Genomic DNA, 14,880 nt, shown 5'->3' on the forward strand with positions numbered 1-14,880 from the left:
GTGTCGGGGGAGACCGTGTCCCCCGCAGGCCGTCGCTTGGTGCCAGGGCAGGGCTTCCCTGCGCCGGGTGGTATCCGTCTTGCAGGCTCGTCAGTCGACGGATGGGCTGTACATGCGGCCGATTCGGCGGGTCTCCTCCAGCGGATATGGGGTCCGCCTGCTCCGGCGCTGGAACGTGCGGTTGAAGTCCGATATCACGGCGGCGGTCGGCGCATGCCGGGCGAGGATCGCTGCGGCCTCCTCGGGGATTCCGATGGGGCGCTTGCCCTCCGCGAAGGCGCGCACCAGCTCGTAGCGGCCGTCCCCGTCCTCTCTCCGATATCCGAACAGAGCGGTGACCAGCCAGTTCACCAGATACGTGGCGGTGTAATCGCGGTCGTAGGTCTGGTGCCGGTCGAAGAAGTCGGCCTCGTCCTTCGACAGTTCGAACCGGGAGGACAAGGCGAGGCCGTAGTCCGCGAAATAGAGGCGCCGACCGTCGGTCAGGATGTTCTCGAAGTGCGCGTCGAAGTGCAGGAGCCCGCGGCTGTTCATGAACGAGGTGCCGGCTGCCAGTTCCCTCTCCACCATGGTGCAGGCCCGGTTGGTGGTCCGGTCTCCTGCTTCGATCCGGGTGCCCAGCCACTGGTGCAGGTTCTGCGGGATGTACTCCAGGAACAGCGCGACGCTCGCCGAGGATTGTTGGAGAGCCCGAATCCGGCGGCGCACCTGCGATCCGCCGCCCCAGTAGGCCACGGCCCGTTCGACGTCTGCCAGTTCCTCGGGCAGGGGCGTCGTGTCGGGCAGCACTCTCCAGTGGTACATCAGGGGGAAGCCCTCGTATTCGCCCGCGAGTACCCAGTTGGTCGTCATGGTGTGCACGGCGAGCTCTCTCCAGGCCCCGAAGCCCGGCCCGCCGATGGCGCCGACGCCGTAGTGGCAGAAGTCGGGCAGCTCGAACAGGTTCGCCGTGGACCGGACATGCTCGGGCTGCCTTTCCAGGTCGGTGAGAGGCACCCGCTTCACGAAGATCGGGGTTCCGGCGACCTCCAGCAGGGACGACTTCCCGCCGATGCCGGACCCGATCGGCACTGCCGTGTCCACGAGTTCGCGCAGTGCGCGATCACTGCACATGGCCAGGGATGTGGAGACGGCGCCATGGGCGGTGAGACGCGCACCGTGCGACATGTCAGGGACTTTCACTGTTGCCTCCATCCGGATGCCGGCCTCGCGTCGCGCATCCCGCGATGGCGGCGAATCCGAGCCGAGCTGCGACCACCGCACCACCGGCCGCACCTGCCCGGTGACTTTGTGGGTGTGTACGAGAGAATCATGCGCGACATGTGTGGGTCGGTCAGTCGCGGCCGGCATGTCGGAGGTGTTCCGCTGCGCGGCGGGCGAGTCGGTCCGAGGTGGTGGGGTCGAGGCCGGCGTCGGCGGGGAGCGTGATGGTGGCGAGGTTGGGCCCGATGCGTACGAGGATCGAGTCGACGGTTCCGGTGCCGCCGCTCTGGTTCGTGACGATGCGCATGCCGAGTGTTTCGTCCCCGACCGTGGGGGAGGCGACGGCACGAAAGCGTGAGGTGGCACCCGCCCACGGCACGGGCAGGTCGGCACAGCCGGCCGGCATGGCGCGGGTCTTGGCCAACTGAGGCGCGGCGCCGTTGCCTTCGTATGCCTGGACGGTGGCGACCAGTCGGATTCCGGCCGTGTTCTCGAAGGTTCGTTGTACGCCTAGGAGGACGACGATCGGGCCGGTCGGGGCGCCCGCCAGGGCGCGGTCGCACCCGGCGTCGCCGCTGACGCCCGAGTACGGCGCGGCGGCCGGCTTGGGCCCGGTGTCGGTCGGCGCGCCGGCGGTCCAGCCGGTGCCGACGTCGTCCACGGTCAACACGGCGCGCCCGGCCCGCGCCGGGGTCAGCACGGCTGTGACCGCGCGGGTCAGCAGTCGATCGGGGTCGTTGTCGATGAAACCCCGCCCGCGCGGGCCACAAGGCCGGCGCGACCGTCGAGATGCGCGTCCACCACCGGGGAGCCGGCGAACGCGCCGCATTCACCTGCGAAGCTTCGGCTGTACCACGCCGAGGCGGTACGCAGCCCCGACGGCCGGCGGATCGCGAGCCGTCGCCGAGAAGTCGCCGCCGAACCGGGTACCCAGGACATCTTCGCGGCAGCTGACAGCCGTTTGCCTCACCTCGTCGCACACGCTTCGCCCGCACCACGACACCACCGGATCGGTGGCGAACCAGGTCGGCTGGAGCATCGGTGGCGTTCCCCGGTGCTCAGTGGAGAGCCGTTACCGGACATGGCGTCCGGGAAACGCTGCCCGACAGGAAGCGGCGCGGATGTGGGCTCACGCCTCCCCGGGCGCGGCTTCGCCGGCCGGAGGTGCGGTGGGCGGGACGTCGAACGCGCCGGGCACGTCCGCGGGGGCCAGCCCGGAGGCCCAGACGCGGCCGTACACCGACAGGTCGCGCAGGTGCGTGGTGATCTCCGTCGCGGTGTAGCCGGTGTCGGTCTCCACCCACCAGGTGAGGACGCCGACCAGTTCGCCGGTCCAGGCCCGGGCGACGACGTCGAGCGGCACTCGGGGCGTGGCGCCGTGCTGCTCGGCCCGCTCCCGGAAGACCCGTTCGACCCGGTCGCAGATGATCGCGGTGAACTCCCGCAGCGCCCGTCCGTCGCCCTCGCCGCGGAGGATGACGCGGTAGACGTCCCGCTCCTGTTCCGCGTGTTCGAAGATGTAGCGCACCGGCAGCCCGGTGAACCCGCGGGCCTGGGCCTGGGTCACCGCCGGCAGCAGTCGCTCGCGGTCCTCGGCCAGGTCGCGCACGATGCCGACGAGCAGGTCGTCCTTGTCGCGGTAGTGCGCGTAGAACGTCGCGCGGGCGACGTCCGCCCGCGCGGTGATCTCCTCCACGGTGATCGCCTGGAAGCCCTTCTCCAGGACCAGGTCGACGAGGGCTTGGCGCAGCGCGCGGCGGGAGCGGCGGACGCGGCGGTCCTGGGCGGGCTTCATGGCCGGACTCATCTCTCTCGTACGCGAACCGTTGACCTGGCGGCCCCGCCATATTACGTTGCCGGACACCAAAGACGTTTCCAGACTCACTGTTCAATAACGTGACTCGACTGGGAGCGCCGATCGACAGCGGGACGTCGGCGTGCGCCGCCGTCCCGCGGCAATGGAGTCCCGATGAACCTTGGTCGGTATGTGCGCCGGACCAGCAGCCACCAGCCCGACGCGGAAGCCGTCGTCTGCGGCGACGTGCGCCTGGGCTACGCGGATCTCGACGAGGGCAGCGACCGGCTGGCCGACGTCCTGCGCACCGAGGGTCTGCGGCCCGGCGACCGGGTGGCGACGCTCGCCGCCAACCGCGCCGAACTCGTCGTCACCGAAGTCGCGCTGTACAAGGCCGGGCTGGCCCGCGTACCGGTCAACGCCCGCCTCGGTGTGGCCGAGGTCGGACACCTGCTGCGCGAGTCCGGCGCGAAGGCACTGCTCACCGACGCCGCGCACCTGGGCGTCGCCCGCGAGGCCCTACCCGGCACCTCGGTTGCGACCGTGCTCGGCTACGACGGTCCGAGCGACCTCGGCGAGGGCTACGCGGAAGCGCTCGCGGCGGCCGCCCGCGAGCCCGTCGACGTGGACTGCGCCGAGGACGGCATCGCCGTCCTGCACTTCACCTCCGGCTCCACCGGCAAGCTCAAGGCCGCGGTGCAGACGTACGGCAACCGGCTGGCGCTGATGCGCAAGACGGTCATGAACCCGGAGACCCGCGTCGGCCCCGGATCCCGGCAGATCCTCGCCGGACCCGTCACACACGCCTCCGGCATGCCCTTGCTGGGCACCCTCTTCGCCGGCGGCTGCGCGGTGATCATGCCGCGCTGGGATGCCGAGGAGTTCCTCGCGACCGTGGAACGCGAGCGGGCCACCCACGCCTTCGTCGTCCCCACCATGGTCAACACCGTGCTGGCGCTGCCGGACAACCGGAAGTACGACCTGTCCAGCCTGCGGCAGCTCATCTACGGCGCAGCCCCCATGTCCGCCGCCCGCATCCGCGCCGCCTGGGACCTCTTCGGCCCCGTCCTGTCCCAGGGCTACGGCTGCGGCGAGACCACCTCGGGCGTCCTCTTCCTGTCGACCGACGACCACCGGCGCGCCATCGACGGCGACGACGAGGAACTGCTGCTCTCCTGCGGACGGGCGCTGAGCGAGGCCGACGTCAGGATCGTCGACGAAAGCGGCAACGAGGTGCCCGACGGCGAGATCGGCGAGATCACCGTCCGCGGCCCCGACGTCGTCGCCGGCTACTACAACGAGCCCGGGCTGACCGCCGAGTCCTTCCGCGACGGCTGGTTCCACACCGGGGACCTGGCCAGGCGCCGCGCCGACGGGTACGTCTTCATCGTCGACCGCAAGAAGGACATGATCATCTCCGGCGGCTTCAACATCTACGCCGTCGAGGTCGAATCCGTACTCCATCAGCACCCCGACGTGTTCGAGGCGGCCGTGATCGGCATCCCCGACCCCCAGTGGGGCGAAGCGGTCAAAGCGGTCGTGGTCCCGCGCGAAGGGGCCGCGCCGACCGAGGCGGAACTGATCGAGTTCTGCGCGTCCCGGCTGGCCCGCGTGAAGAAGCCGCAATCGGTCGCCTTCACCCACGCGCTCCCACACAACCCCAACGGCAAGATCGACCGCCGGGCGATCCGCGAACCCTACTGGGCCGGTACGGACCGCCGCGTCCACTGAAAGCCCTCCCGCATCCGAGCACCTCCCCGCGTCCCGCAGCCCACGCCACCGGCCAGGAGTACCACCATGTCCTTCACCCTCGAACCCTCATACGACCACAACCCGCGTCTGCGTGAACTCGTCGCCCGGCTGCGCGACTACCTGCGCGGTGAACTCGCCGACTACGAGAACAACTTGGGGCTCACCCAGGAATCCCGCTATACCCGGGCCGAGTTGGAGCCCGTGTGGCGACGCAGCCGCGAACTCGGTTTCTACGGCGTTCACTTGCCGGTCGAGCACGGCGGTCAAGGGCTCACGTACACCGAACTCGCCGCGCTGAAGGAGGAAGTCGGCGCGTCCGGCCGCGTCCTGCAGCACAGCGTGCTCGGCGACATGGGGGGCCCGCTGCGCGCCGGCTCGATCCTCGACCACGCCACCGAGGAGCAACTGCACCGGTACCTGCTGCCGGTGATCCGCGGCGAACGCGCGTGCTGCTTCTCGCTCACCGAGACGGACGCCGGGTCCGATGTGCGGGCGATACGCACCACCGCCACGCCCGACGGCGACGGCTGGCGGATCACCGGCCACAAGGTGTTCTCCTCGGCGGGACCGTTCGCCGACTTCGCCGTCGTGATCGCGAGGATGGCCGACTCCCAACCCCCGCAGGCCGACACGAAGCCGGTGTTCTCGGCGTTCCTCGTCGACCTCGACGCCGCCGGGGTCACCGTCCTGGACGGCCGGACCCCGATGTCCGGCGAGCACATCGAAGCCGACATCGTGCTCGAGGGCTGCCGCGTCGGCCCCGAGCACCTCCTCGGTGCGGTCGGCGACGGCCTGCGCATCGGGCTGGGCCGCATCACCGTCAACCGGTTGCTGCACTGCCCGACGGTGCTTGGCATGACCCGCCGCGCACTCGAACTGAGCGTCGACTTCGCCCGCACCCGCCAGGTCGGCGGCGCCCCGCTGGGCATGCTGCAGTCGATCCAGCACAAGCTCGCCGACATGGCCACCGCGTACTACGCGGCACGCGCCATGACGTACGACGCGCTCGCCGTCCTGGACGCCGGGGGACGGCCGAGCACGGAGGCGTTCATGTGCAAGCTGTTCGTCGCCGAGAATGCCTTCCGGATCGCCGACGAGGCCGTGCAGATCCACGGCAAGGCCGGGCTCGTCCAGGGCTCCGAACCCGAATCGCTGTTCCGCCGCCTGCGCATGTTCCGGATCCTCACCGGCTCCTCGGAGATCCAGAAGAACGCCATCGCCGGACGCCTCCTGCTCGGCGACCGCCGGCCCTGACCCGCGTTGCCGCGGCTGTCCCGCACCACCCGCACCACCCGCTCCGCATCGCCTCCCGTACGTGCCGGTCCTTCCTCCCGGGCCCCGCCCGGCCACCCCGCCTGGAGTCCTTGATGTCGCGTGCCCTCAACCACCCCGCCGCCGGCAGACCCGCGGCCGACCCGGCCCCGGACATGCCGCCGGGCACCGGCCGCGTCGCGGCCGTGGTCGGATTCCTGGTCTTCATCGAGTTGCTCAGCGGAATCGTGCAGAGCATGATCCCGCCGCTGCTGCCCAGATTCGGCACCGACCTGCACATCGGCACCGGCGACCTCAACTGGATCGGCGCGGTGCAACTGGTCGCCGCGACCGTGTGCGTCCCGCTGTTCGGCCGCCTCGGCGACCTGTACGGCCACCGCCTGTTGCTGCGCATCGCCATGGTCTTCGTCGCCGCCGGATCGGTGTTGGTCGCCTGGGCGCCGTCCTTCGAGGTTCTGCTGCTCGGCCGGGTTCTGCAGGGGCCGCTCACCGCGCTGCTGCCCCTGGAAATCGGCCTGGTGCGCGGGCGTCTTACCGCCGACGGCGCCCGGAAGTCGGTCGGGATGCTCGTCGGCGCGCTCACGTGCGGAACCGGCATCGGGTTCGTCGCCTCGGGTCTGCTGGGCGAGGCACTGTCGAACGTCCACGCCATTCTCTGGGTGCCGGCGATCGCGACCATCGTCTGCGCGGTCCTGACGTTCGTCCTGGTCCCCGACACCGCAACCCGGGCGCCCGGCGGCGTCGACTGGACCGGCGCCGCGCTGCTGAGCGGCGGGCTCGCGGGCCTGATGCTCGGCTTCTCCCGCGGAGCCGAGCACGGCTGGGGCCGGCCCGGCACCCTGGTCGTGTTCACCGCGTCCGCCCTTTTGCTCGCCGCGTGGGTACTGGTCGAACTACGCGTCGAATACCCGGTCGTCGACATCCGCACCGCCACACGCCGCAGCCTCTGGCCGGTCTACGCCGCCGCCCTCATGCTCGGCGTCACCCTGTACGCCTCCAAGACCGCCGCCGCGCTCTTCCTCGCCACACCGCCCAACAAGCTCGGCTACGGCTTCGGCTACGACACCCTCACCATCGGCTGGATGCTCCTGCCCGCCGCGCTGTGCGCCTTCCTTGGATCGGCACTCGCGCCACGCATCGCCCGTGCCATCGGCTCGCGCGCGGTCCTCGTACTCAGCAGCGCGTCCATGGCGTCGGGATTCGCCTTCCTCGCCCTCGCACACAGCGAACCCTGGCAGTTCATCGTCGCCGACGTCGCACTCGGCCTCGGACTGGGTCTGGGACTCAGCATGCTGCCCGTCCTCGTCCTCGACGCCGGCGCCGCCGAGCGCACCGGCGTCGACACCGGCATCTACAGCACCGCCAAGACCCTCGGCGGCAGCATCTCCGGAGCCGTGTTCGCCGCCGTCCTCACCGGCATGACCTTCAAAGGCGGCCGATTCCCCACCGAAACCGCCTTCGAGGTGGTCTGGTGGATCTCCGCAGGCTTCTCCCTGCTGATCGCCGCCACCGCGGCGGTCCTCACCACGACCACCCGAACCCGGCCGGGCATCGCCACTCCAACGCCCGCCCCACACCGATGATGCCGCCGGCTGCTTGCTCTTGGAGAAGTGCGGGTCAGTGCTGCGGTGACCTGAGGAAGTGCGGGTCGGTGCTGCGGTGACCCGAGGAAGTCCGGGTCAGGGCTGCGGTGACCCGAGGAAGTGCCGTGCCTTTCCGTGGGCCGTCACAGTGGAGGTGAGACGTCGGGGGTGGTGGCGGTGCTGGATGTGGCTGTGGTGCAAGACCCGTGGCGGGAGAGGCTGCCGGAGCAAGCCCGGCGGCTGCCCGACGAACTCGCCCGGATCGACGCCTCCTTGGACGACGAGCGGCTCATCGCGCGGTTCGGGTGGTGCTCGCCGAGCGACGCCGCCACCGGTTCGGCTACGAGACGCAGTGGCGTGAGGTCGCGGACTCCTCGAGTTGGCGGCGGTTCTGACGGCGACTGAACTTCGCCGGGTCCCGCCGTCGTGTCCTGCGGCGAGTCATGTTCGGGTGGCGGCGGCGACCACCTGCTTGGCGAAGTCCGCGGCCACGTCGCACAGTTTGCCGTTGACCGCGGGGGTGTCGCCGTAGAAGTTCTCCACCCCCATGTGCAGCAGGTCCTTGCCGACCTGGACGTCCAGCTGGCATGAGGTGGCGGTGTCGAACGACGCCACGTTGGGGAAGCCCGACACGTCGAACGTCCGGCCCTGGGATGTGTCGAGCGTGATCGTGTCGATGTCGACGACCATGGCCACCCTGGTGCTCCGGTTGTCGTACTTGCAGCCCCCGTCGTAGAGGTTGTTCATGGTGTCCGGCTTGCCATCACCCGGCTGGTATCCGAGTGGGCCGAGCGAAGCCGCGCTCAGCAGGGCGCAGTAGTCCAGGCCGGCCAGCGTCGCGGCGGACTTCGAGGAGTCCGACTTCGTGGTCTTGCCGCCGCTCGAAGCGCTCGGCGTCTTCGCGGGTGAGGTGGCTCCCGTCGATGATTCGCTCGCCGAGGAATCCGAGTCGTCCCCGCTGCATCCGACACCGCCGACCAGGACGGTCAGTATCGCTGCCGTTGCGGCCATCTGTCGTTTCTGCATGGGGGCAGACTGGCACACGGCGGCACCGCCGGGCCACGAACCTCGGCGGCCGCTCTGCCGCGCGTCCCGGTCTGCCGCCACCCGGTCGGGTGGGGGAGTGGTGACGAGGCGGAGGAATGCACGCCGTGGCAGTCCGACGCCACCCCCCTGAGCCTCGGGCGGACTCTAGGCGCGCCGACCATCGAGGCGGATCGTCCACGGCTCGACGCCGTCCACGCGAAGGTGCGTCTCGCTCCACGGATCACGCGCGAGCAGGGCACGGACGGTGTCCTGCGATTCGGCCTCGACGACGAGCACCACGCGATGCTCGTCGGCGAGTGGTCCGCCCAACACGACGACACCGGACTTCACCAGCTCGTCCATGAAGGATGCGTGGGCGGGCCAGTCGGACTGCTCCTCCGTGGGGCGTGACGAATCCCAGTGAGGACCGGAGCGGCGGAGGAAGACGAGGAACACAGCCACGCTCGGACTCTACCGAACACGCTCGGACTCTACCGAACCGCACGTGGGTAGCACGCCTCACGCCTGCGCCGCACTCCCGAACGCCCCGGATCCCGGCCCGCGACCTGGAGGCCGCACAGGCCGTGATCCGGTTCCGCCCCAGGGCGGACCGCGGCTCGTACCCCTCACACTTCGCCTTGGCTCCGGCCGGCGCGGCGGTGGTGGCCTTGGACGCGGAACGGGAGACGAAGCCGGCGATCCGCCGCGCCGGCGGTCGCGCCGGCGCGTCGTCCAGCCGGCGGACGCAGCTCCGCCGCGGCGGCCGCGCGGGTGTCGTCCTCGTCCATGAACCGGGCCCCCATGGGCCCCCCGGTGGTGGCGGACGGTGACCGTCATCGTCCGGCGCGGACACCGGCGTTCGTCGTTTCGCCGATGGTTGGCGACATCAACATCCGCCCTATTGACGGGAGTTCGTGATAATTCTCGCCCTGGTGCTCATCGGGGTCGTGCTGGAGGCTGTCGTGAGTCTGCTTGCCGCGGCGGCGGCCAAACTCGCTGCCCGCCCGGCCGCGCATCGAAGCAGAGGATCAGGTGAAGGCCGCCCACGCCACGTTCGCGCCCCGCTGCGCCCGGGCCACCGACCGCTGCCGCACCGAGGAGCCGGTGCGTGACGGCCGAAAGCCCGGACATCCGAGCGGCAGGCCGCTACCGAGGTGTTCTATCCGACCAGGCGGCGACGCCAGTCCATAGGGCTGACGATGATCGCCCGACCGGGGTCGCGGTCCCACTCGACGGCCAGGCCCACCGCTTCGAGCGCGGCCACGACCTCGTGGCCGACGGCTGCGGTGGTCTCGGGTGAACCGTCGAAGCCGCCGTAGAACAGCGTCAATCCGCGGCCTGCCGCCGCCGAGTCCGTGCACTGGGCGTGGAAGTAGACGAATCCGCGAGCGCCGGGCCTGCTTTCGCCGCCGATCTCGGAGTCGCCGCAGGTGCGGCAGCAGGTGAAGTGCTCACGGGCGGTGATACCGACCTCCTGCAGGAAGGCAAACGCGCGGGTCAGCCGTTCCGGGTCGGTCTCGCCCTGCCACTCGGCCTGCTCCGCCACGCGTTCCAGCCACATCCGGTCGGCCAGCGCCGCTCCCTGCTCACGCGAAACGGGCCGACGATCTTCCGTGACCAAGTACTCCTCGGCAAGCTCCGCCAGTTCGGCGCGGGAGGCGTACCCGCCGACCAGCACTTCGCGAACCCGCTTCTCCAGCAACTCGCACTCGCTTGCGTCCAGGTCGAGCGGCGGCACCTCACGTGATGGCCCCATGTCCAGCACCGACCAGGCCAGACCGGCGCCCCAGCCGAACTCCCGGCGGGCCCAGCCGGTCATCGCCGCGACCACGGCCTCGGGATTGTCGACCATCACCTGGAAGTGTCGATCCGCGGCGCCGTCGCGGTGCTCCAGCGTGTAGTCCCCGCCGGCCTCGTGCCAGACCTGGGCGAAGACATCCGGCAGGTCGGGTACCCGCTGGACCACCAGGAACCGATCACCGTCACGGCCGATTCGCCGCACCAACTCGGCCAAGTCCTCGGCGGACACACGGACGTGCCGCTCCCCATTCTCCGTCTGCACCACGATCTCGAGCATCCGCAGACTCTGCCACAGCCCTCTGACAGTGAAGCAGCGGCCTCGGAGGTCAAACGACAACATGAACGATTGTTCGCGAACGCAGTCGAGGAGTCGCCCTGCGCGAGAACGTGGTTGTGGGCGGGGGCGCCATAGGGGCGACGCCCGGACGGGCGAAGCCATGTCCGTGCTCAAGCGAGCCACCGAAACCCGCGACGACTCACGACCGGTTCTCAAACGAGCACCTCCCGGAAAGCCGGGTTCGTTCTCGGGGGCCGACGTGGTCGGGGACTTCGTCGTCCTGCGTTGGGAGACCGACGCCGGTGCGATGGGACTTGGCCACTCACTGACGAACCCCAACCCGAGTGCCCACAGCCTGGTGAACTCCGTGCAGGCACGCCACCGGGGCAACAAGCACCGTATCCACACGGCCGCCGTCGTACCCCGGACCTGCTGGGAGATCGACCCCCTCGAACTCGAGGCCAAGGACCTGTGCGCCGAGGGTCGTTCCTCGCCGAACCATGCACCCGCATGGGCCGAACTCGCCGGGATCCTGATCCTGGGCATGAACGTGCTTTGGTGGTACACAGCTCTGGTCGAGAAGGACACGCTCCCGGCCTGGAAGCCGGAGGCCCCGACCGCGCTGGTCGCGGCCTGCCACCGCGAACTCCGCCTGGAGCCGCACACGGTCCCGGCCGCCGACCAGCCCGACGACTTACCCGCGGCTCTCGTGTGCCGATGGCCGGTAAGGACCATCCGACACCGCGACACCGCGTCGGGCGGGATCACGTGCTGGGTGGCGAGCCGGAGGGCGGTGGGGGCGGGTGTCCAGCCGGCGCGCAGTCGCGGGCGACGTCCGGGTAGGGGCAGGGCGCGCCAGTGGTGTTCCTCGGCCGGCGCCGGGCGGTCGGTCCAGCCCAGGGCAGGCCGCGGAGCAGGTCGGTCCCGGGTGGTGTGCGGGCGAAGCGGGTGTTGCCCTCCAGGCGGAGTTGGTCGAGGTGGAAGGCGCCGAGGAACCCGGCACTGGGTGAGGTCGGTGTCGGTGAGGACCGGGTACGCGGCCTCGACCCCGATCACGGTCCGAACCCGCACCGGGTCGATGTCCACGGCAGCCGAGACGACGGCCAGGGGGAAAGTCGGCACCCGTGATGAACGTTGCGCCACCGAACCGGGCGTCGGCGCCGAATCGTCAGTGCGCGACGAAGTGGGCGTCGCACAGCGCGGAAGCGCCATCGGCCGAGCGTGGACGTCACCGGAGGGGCGCCGGCGGATCCGGCGTGGGCCGGCCGGGGCGGGGACCTTGCGGTGTGGACGCGACGGTGTGCGTGCGACCGGGCGCGCTGTCCGTGAACGCGACGTCGTCGCCTTCACGTTCGGGTGCCGGTCGGGCTCCGACGCACCGGGTCGGTGGTGGAACGTTCAACCGTCCGTGCGCGGGTGATCGTTGGTTGTCGGCGGTGTGTGGAGGCCGTGTTCGATCATGTCGACGAGGTCGTCGGTGGACGCGCGGGCCTGGGCGGGGGTGAGGCCGCGCAGGGGGCCGTCGACGAGGAGCGCGGCGAGGCCGTGGACGGCGGACCAGGCGAGGAACTCGGCGCCGGGGCGGTGGCTTTCGTCGAGTGCTCCCGCGTCGACCAAGCCGTCGAGGGCGTCGCCGAGGATTTGGAACGGAGTACGGCCCGCGGGGCCGGCGGCGGTGCTGTCCTCGGCCCGGGCCATGTCGGCGTGGAAGGTGAACGCGATCCGGAACAGGCCGGGTTCGGCCTGGGCGAAGGCGACGTAGCCCCGGCCGACGGCGCGGAAACGGGCGCGGGCGGTGGTGAGTCGGTCGGCGTCGTCGGCCGAATGTGCGGTGACGGCGCCGATCTCGGTCTCCATGGCGGCCGCGAGTCGGGCCATGGCGGCCTGGGCGACGGCGGCGAGGAGGGCGTGGCGGTCGGCGAAGTGCCGGTAGGCGGCGTTCGGGGCAACGCCGACGCGGCGTGTGGCCTCCCGCAGTACGACCGCGTCCGGCCCTCCGGTGCGGGCCAGTTCCAGAGCGGCTTCGACCAGGGCGTGGCGCAGGTTGCCGTGTCGGTAGGTGCTTCGCGAGCGGGACGGGGGCTCGGGGGTGTCGGCGGGCACGCTTCCTCCATTGTGGACGTCGTCCACATGTGTGTGGCAGGATCCGGTCGTCCGCCACGGCGACCGGATCCCGGCCGCACGCACCATGTGGACGTCGTCCACAATAGCGGTCCGCCGCGCGAGCAGCGGCCCCGCACACACCCCGAAAGGCTCGTCATGACCGTCACGCTCGACACCGCCCCCGCCACCGTCGTCTCCGCGGACGGCACGCCGATCGCCTACACCGCCACCGGCAGCGGCCCCGCGGTCGTGTTCGTCGACGGCGCCCTGTGCCACCGCGTCTTCGGTCCCGGCCCCGCCCTCGCCGCGGAACTGGCCGCGCACCACACGGTCCTCACCTACGACCGGCGCGGGCGCGGCGACAGCGGCGACACCACGCCGTTCGACGTCGAGCGCGAGATCGAGGACCTCGCCGCGGTCATCGCCGCGGCCGGCGGGACCGCGTACGTCGTCGGGATGTCCTCGGGGTCCGCGCTCGCCCTGCGCGCCGCCACCGCCGACATCGGCGTGCGCAAGGTCGCGGTCTACGAGCCCCCGTTCACCACCGACGACGACGGCGCCGCGCGCTTCGCCGGCTACGTTCGCAACCTTCGCACCGCGCTCGCGGAAGACCGGTACGGCGACGCCGTCGCCGAACTCATGCTCTACGCGGGCGCCCCGGCCCCGGTGGTGGAGCAGATGCGCGCCACCCCGATGTGGCCGGCCTTCGAAGCCGTCGCGCCCACCCTCGCGTACGACGCCGCGGCACTCGGCGCCGACACCGGGGCGGCCGTCCCCGTCGGGCTCCTCGCGGGCATCACCGTGCCCGTCCTGGCCGTCGACGGCGGCGCGAGCCCCGAAACCCTTCGTGCCCCCACCCGCGGCGTCGCCGCCGCGGCCCCCACCGCCCGGTACGCCACCCTGCCCGACCAGACCCACGAAGTAGCCCCGGCCGTCCTCGCTCCCGTCCTCACCGACTTCTTCGCCTGAGCACCCACCGGACGGACCCACGCGCTCGAGCACGGCCGCGTCAGCCGGGTGGACGAGGGTCGCCGAGTGCGCCCACCCGGTGCTGTAGTGCGGGCCGAACTCGTCCGGGGCTCTCCTCACCTTGGTGAGGAGGCCCCGGACGGACGCTCTGTTTCGAATCTGTTCGGTCTCCGCGCCCACCGTCCGGAGCATCCGGATCCCGGCCGGGGCGCGACGGACTCGGTGGCCATCGTCGATGTCGGCGATGAACGGGGGAACCGGGGGAGCCGCGCAAGGAACGGTGGTCGGCTACGAGGGCACGGCGCCGGGCATGACCCGGTGTCGAGCCGCTCGGTCCGACCTTGGTGCGATCTCGCAAGCACGCCCATGGTTGTGTGCTCGCCGGTTGTCATGCCGCGAAGAGCCGCTCGCCTTCGACGTACTCCATCGCCTCCCTCGGTGAACTTCGGGTCGGTGAGGCGGCGGGTGACCTCCTCCTCGGTCACGTCTTCGACCCCGGGGGCTGTGGTTGCGTGGTCGAGTTCCTTGCAATGCGTTCGGGCCCGGTACACAGGCCAGACGGACGACACCGACCCGACCGGCCGGCTCGTTCTCCCCCATGCGCGGCCTGCTTTCGTCGAGGCCGGCGGTCGGATACCGCCCGGCCCTCAGTCGACCACTGGCTTCACGTTCCGAGACTCATCTGCGGTCGTGCGCGTTTCGCCGTTCGGGAACAGCTTGCGAGTGGCGCGTGCAACCACAGGGGCTCTTTTGCGCAGCAGGTCGGCGTAGTACGCCACGTGCACGGGCACGGGCACGGGCGGTGCCGGTTCCGTGGCTCCGGCGAGGCGCAGGCCGGTGGCCAGGCGGGTGTGCCACGTGCGGGCGAGGGTTGCGGCCGCGTCCGGAGGGCTCTGGCCGGGGCGGCCCTGGCAGGGTGGGTCGGCCCGGCACCACCGTTCATCCTTGGAGTGGCCGCCCTCGGTGAAGCTACCGGGCCGAACCGGCGTGAGGGGAATGATGGCGGAACCGGTGTCGGCGGTGATCGTGGCGAACGGCTGTGGATCGATCATCCGGTTTCGCTTCACCGCGAGGTGGTATGCACGCTCATCCGACGATTG

13 protein-coding genes and 1 pseudogene are annotated in these 14,880 nt (G+C 71.0%); 6 read left to right on the forward strand and 8 right to left on the reverse strand.

Going from position 1 to position 14,880, the window contains the following annotated elements:
- Window positions 1-90: 90 nt before the first annotated feature.
- From ACZOOI_RS43700 to ACZOOI_RS43710, 3 genes are all read right to left on the reverse strand, one after another.
- Complete coding sequence (locus tag ACZOOI_RS43700; protein WP_465282374.1) at window positions 91-1,167, reverse strand: protein kinase family protein; 1,077 nt, start codon at window positions 1,165-1,167, stop codon at window positions 91-93.
- Between the two features lie 166 nt (window positions 1,168-1,333).
- Window positions 1,334-1,903 carry a hypothetical protein gene (locus ACZOOI_RS43705; protein ID WP_465282375.1) on the reverse strand — a complete coding sequence of 190 codons (570 nt, stop codon included), beginning with the start codon at window positions 1,901-1,903 and terminating at the stop codon, window positions 1,334-1,336.
- Window positions 1,904-2,332: 429 nt separating this feature from the next.
- Entirely contained in the window at window positions 2,333-2,998 is a 666-nt protein-coding gene (locus ACZOOI_RS43710) for a TetR/AcrR family transcriptional regulator (RefSeq protein ID WP_465282376.1), read from the reverse strand.
- A 174-nt stretch (window positions 2,999-3,172) separates the two neighbouring features.
- Between ACZOOI_RS43710 and ACZOOI_RS43715 the strand changes: the two genes are divergently transcribed.
- From ACZOOI_RS43715 to ACZOOI_RS43730, 4 genes and pseudogenes are all read left to right on the forward strand, one after another.
- Window positions 3,173-4,729 (forward strand): acyl-CoA synthetase, encoded by a 1,557-nt coding sequence (locus ACZOOI_RS43715; RefSeq protein ID WP_465282377.1) that lies wholly within the window; start codon window positions 3,173-3,175, stop codon window positions 4,727-4,729.
- A gap of 66 nt (window positions 4,730-4,795) precedes the next feature.
- Window positions 4,796-6,004, forward strand: coding sequence for an acyl-CoA dehydrogenase family protein (locus tag ACZOOI_RS43720; protein ID WP_465282378.1), 1,209 nt, complete (start codon window positions 4,796-4,798; stop codon window positions 6,002-6,004).
- Between the two features lie 113 nt (window positions 6,005-6,117).
- The gene (locus ACZOOI_RS43725) at window positions 6,118-7,605 is read left to right on the forward strand and encodes an MFS transporter (RefSeq protein WP_465282379.1); all 1,488 of its coding nucleotides are present in this window, start codon (window positions 6,118-6,120) and stop codon (window positions 7,603-7,605) included.
- 177 nt (window positions 7,606-7,782) lie between these two features.
- Window positions 7,783-7,997, forward strand: a pseudogene (locus tag ACZOOI_RS43730) (ISNCY family transposase); the annotation flags it as partial.
- Between the two features lie 49 nt (window positions 7,998-8,046).
- Here ACZOOI_RS43730 and ACZOOI_RS43735 read toward each other — a convergent pair.
- Entirely contained in the window at window positions 8,047-8,631 is a 585-nt protein-coding gene (locus ACZOOI_RS43735; RefSeq protein WP_465282380.1) for a DUF3558 family protein, read from the reverse strand.
- Between the two features lie 165 nt (window positions 8,632-8,796).
- Window positions 8,797-9,093, reverse strand: coding sequence for a YciI family protein (locus ACZOOI_RS43740; RefSeq protein ID WP_465282381.1), 297 nt, complete (start codon window positions 9,091-9,093; stop codon window positions 8,797-8,799).
- Between ACZOOI_RS43740 and ACZOOI_RS43745 the strand changes: the two genes are divergently transcribed.
- On the forward strand, window positions 9,000-9,461 hold the full coding sequence (locus ACZOOI_RS43745; protein WP_465282382.1) for a replication-relaxation family protein: 462 nt from the start codon (window positions 9,000-9,002) through the stop codon (window positions 9,459-9,461). The two genes, ACZOOI_RS43740 and ACZOOI_RS43745, sit on opposite strands and share 94 nt — an antisense overlap.
- Before the next feature lie 329 nt (window positions 9,462-9,790).
- Here the strand turns inward: ACZOOI_RS43745 and ACZOOI_RS43750 are convergent, their stop codons facing one another.
- Window positions 9,791-10,708 (reverse strand): DUF6891 domain-containing protein, encoded by a 918-nt coding sequence (locus ACZOOI_RS43750; protein WP_465282383.1) that lies wholly within the window; start codon window positions 10,706-10,708, stop codon window positions 9,791-9,793.
- 1,398 nt (window positions 10,709-12,106) lie between these two features.
- Entirely contained in the window at window positions 12,107-12,811 is a 705-nt protein-coding gene (locus ACZOOI_RS43755; RefSeq protein ID WP_465282384.1) for a TetR/AcrR family transcriptional regulator, read from the reverse strand.
- A gap of 156 nt (window positions 12,812-12,967) precedes the next feature.
- On the opposite strand from ACZOOI_RS43755, the gene ACZOOI_RS43760 reads away from it, so the two are divergent.
- Entirely contained in the window at window positions 12,968-13,780 is an 813-nt protein-coding gene (locus ACZOOI_RS43760) for an alpha/beta fold hydrolase (protein ID WP_465282385.1), read from the forward strand.
- 647 nt (window positions 13,781-14,427) lie between these two features.
- Here ACZOOI_RS43760 and ACZOOI_RS43765 read toward each other — a convergent pair.
- Entirely contained in the window at window positions 14,428-14,847 is a 420-nt protein-coding gene (locus ACZOOI_RS43765; RefSeq protein ID WP_465282386.1) for a hypothetical protein, read from the reverse strand.
- Window positions 14,848-14,880: the final 33 nt, after the last annotated feature.

The sequence above is a fragment of the Embleya sp. L77 genome, from assembly GCF_055557415.1.